The organism is Streptomyces sp. NRRL B-24572 (assembly GCF_002156145.1).
In the GTDB taxonomy this organism is placed as follows: Bacteria; Actinomycetota; Actinomycetes; order Streptomycetales; family Streptomycetaceae; genus Streptomyces; species Streptomyces vietnamensis.
The window spans coordinates 1-2,760 of record NZ_MWIG01000607.1 but is presented as its reverse complement, the minus strand read 5'-3'; the positions used below and the strand labels follow the sequence as shown (position 1 = coordinate 2,760).

3 protein-coding genes are annotated in these 2,760 nt (G+C 72.6%); 2 read left to right on the top strand and 1 reads right to left on the bottom strand.

Features of this window, described 5'->3' with window-relative positions:
• Positions 1-249: 249 nt before the first annotated feature.
• The gene (locus tag CCN56_RS31480; protein ID WP_086831313.1) at positions 250-1,488 is read left to right on the top strand and encodes a serine hydrolase; all 1,239 of its coding nucleotides are present in this window, start codon (positions 250-252) and stop codon (positions 1,486-1,488) included.
• Positions 1,489-1,491: 3 nt separating this feature from the next.
• Here the strand turns inward: CCN56_RS31480 and CCN56_RS31475 are convergent, their stop codons facing one another.
• Complete coding sequence (locus CCN56_RS31475; protein WP_086831314.1) at positions 1,492-1,989, bottom strand: DUF1203 domain-containing protein; 498 nt, start codon at positions 1,987-1,989, stop codon at positions 1,492-1,494.
• A gap of 183 nt (positions 1,990-2,172) precedes the next feature.
• Here CCN56_RS31475 and CCN56_RS31470 point away from each other — a divergent pair, with 183 nt between their 5' ends.
• Positions 2,173-2,634: a VOC family protein gene (locus tag CCN56_RS31470; RefSeq protein WP_086831312.1), complete on the top strand. Its 462-nt coding sequence runs from the start codon at positions 2,173-2,175 to the stop codon at positions 2,632-2,634.
• The last annotated feature ends 126 nt before the right edge of the window (positions 2,635-2,760 follow it).

The window sequence follows — 2,760 nt, the reverse complement described above, 5'->3', positions numbered from 1 at the left end:
CACCGCCGCGGTCAGCAGGGTGCCGAGCAGATAGCGCCCGCAGCGCCCGGTCTCGACCGACCGTGCGCGGGCCTCGCCGATCACGCCGTGCACGGGTCCGCCTTCGCTCGTCGTACGGGACCGGAGACGGCCCTCGGAAGCGCCACGGTACGTGCCGGGCGGCCCGGGCGGCATTACAGCCACCTGTAGGTCGCAACCGGCCGTCCGCGGTAGCGACGTGTGACTCGACGCCTTCCTAGCGTGGAACGCATGAAATCCACCACCCCGGCCTCCGCGCCGCAGCGTCACCCGTCTCGGCCCCGTCATCGCCGGATCCGCCGGAAGTGGCTGGCCGTCGCGGCGACGGCCGCACTCGGCACCGTGGGCGTGGCCACGACCGTCCAGTCCTCGAACGGCGCGTCCGCGCCGTCCGCCTCCGGCTACCGGCAGGACGACCTGCGCCGGGACACCGATGCCCTCCGGGCCCTTGGGATCACCGGCGTCCAGGCGCGGGTGACCACCGCCTCCGGCCGGGATCTGGTCGCCACCGCGGGCGTCGCCGCGGTCGGCACGAACCGCCCCGTACCCCGCGACGGCCACTTCCGGATCGCCAGCACCGGCAAGGCGCTCATGGCCACGGTGATCCTGCGGCTGGTCGACGAGGGCAGGCTGTCCCTGGACGACACGGTGGACCGCAGGCTGCCCGGTCTGATCGACGGGAACGGCAACGACGGACGGAAGGTGACCGTCCGTCAGCTGCTGCAGAACACCAGCGGCCTCCACGACGACCTTCCCGGCTTCGACACCCCGCAGCAGTACTACCGGCACCGCTACGACACCTACACCCCCGAACAGATCGTCGCCCGGGCGATGAAGCACCACCCGGACTTCGAGCCCGGCACCGGCTGGGGCTACTCCAACACCGGCTACGTCGTCCTCGGCATGATCGTCGACAAGGTCACCGGCCGCCCCTGGCAGGAGGCGGTCGAGGCCCGGATCCTGAAACCGCTCGGCATGCACCACACGTACCTGTCGGGCGACACGCCCACCCTCCGCCGCCCGCACGCCGACGGCTACCAGGTCTTCACCTCGGGCGAACGGATCGACGTCACCGAGCAGCTCGTCCCCGACCTCGGCGGATACGTCTCCACCACGGCGGACGTCAACCGCTTCTTCCGGGGACTGCTCGGCGGCGAGCTGCTGTCGGAGGCGCGCCTGGCCGAGATGAGGCACACCGTCCCGGTCCCCAAGGAGTTCGAGGTGTTCTGGCCCGGCGGACGCTACGGCCTCGGCCTGGTCGAGCGCCCCCTGAGCTGCGGCGGCAGCTACTGGAGCCACGAAGGGGGCGAGGCCGGCTACATCACCCTCGACGGCGCCACCGGTGACGGCCGCCGCACCGTCACCGTCTCCCTGACCACCAGCTTCAACGACCTGGACAAGACGATCCGGCAGCAGAAGGCCGCCAGTGCCCTCGTCGACCGTGCGCTGTGCGACACCGCCGGAAAGTAGTCCTCAGGGGCGCCGGACCTCGAAGTGGAAGCAGCCGTACTCGACGGCCCGGACGTGCACGAGGGCGACGGCCGGGTCGGCGAAGGCCTCGGCGAGCGCCTTGTCGAAGCCCTCGGCGGGGATCTCGGGGAGCTCCAGGAGCCGGCCCCCGACGATCCGGCCGGCCGTGTCGTAGCGACGGAGGGTACGGAGCGCGCCGGTACGGGAGAAGGGGTACTCCTCCGAGGGCGCGGGCCCGCCGCAGTCCTCGGCGTGGACGAAGACGGGGCCCTGCTCGTCGTACGCGCCCGGCGCGGCACCCGTCTCGGCGGCCCAGCGGCGGAGCGGCGCGTACGAGACGAGGGCGATCCGCTCGCCGGAGGCGGAGGGCCGCAGACAGCAGCGGAGGGGGTGGCCGCCGTCGGTGTCGGTGTACGGCACGCAGGCGCGGCCGGCGTCGTCGGTGACGCGGAGCCTGGCGAGGGCGGAGGGGGCGATGGGCCGGGCGAAGTACGTGTTCATGCCGTCAGGGTCGCGCGGGGCGGCACCGTACCGCTGGCGCAATTCGGACGCGGCGCTCGGGCCGGGTGTTCCGCCGGGCTCGGGCCGGTGTTCCCCCGGGCTCGGGCCGGTGTTCCGCCGGACCGTTGTCAGTGGCCTTCGGTACGGTCGCTTCGCGAACCCGCTACGAACGGAGACGTACGAATGAGCCGTCATTTCCAGGTCACCTTCGACGCCCACGACCCCCGGGCCCTTTCGTCCTTCTGGCGCGACGCGTTGGGATACGTCCACCCCGGGCCGCCCGGAGTGGAGCTGCCCGAGGGCGCCGATCCGCTGGCCGCCTGGGACGAGTTCCTCGCGCGGATCGGCGTACCGGAGGAGCAGCGCAACACGCGGTCGGCCATCGAGGACCCGGACGGCGAGGGTCCCCGCGTGTTCTTCCAGCAGGTGCCCGAGGACAAGGTCGCCAAGAACCGCGTCCACCTCGACGTCCGTGCCGCTCCCGGGCTTCAGGGGGACGAGCGGATGGCGGCCCTCGAGGCCGAGTGCGACCGGCTCGTCGGGCTCGGGGCGAAGCGGGTGCGCCGCTTCGAGCCCGCCCCGCCGATGAGCGGCGGCCACATCGTGATGACCGACCCCGAGGGCAACGAGTTCTGCCTCGACTGACCCCGGCCCACCCTGGGCGATCTCGGTGAACGCGCAGGTCATACCCTGTGTGGCGCCGAGACGTCGTCAGGGAGGGGCAGGGTCGAGTGGGCGTGTCGCTGGACAAGGGAGGCACGGGGGACGGGG

What these genes read in the sequence shown, in the direction of transcription:
- CCN56_RS31480 (WP_086831313.1), top strand. Translation starts at nt 250, where the DNA reads ATGAAATCCACCACCCCGGCCTCCGCGCCGCAGCGTCACCCGTCTCGG.
- CCN56_RS31475 (WP_086831314.1), bottom strand. Translation starts at nt 1,989, where the DNA reads ATGAACACGTACTTCGCCCGGCCCATCGCCCCCTCCGCCCTCGCCAGG.
- CCN56_RS31470 (WP_086831312.1), top strand. Translation starts at nt 2,173, where the DNA reads ATGAGCCGTCATTTCCAGGTCACCTTCGACGCCCACGACCCCCGGGCC.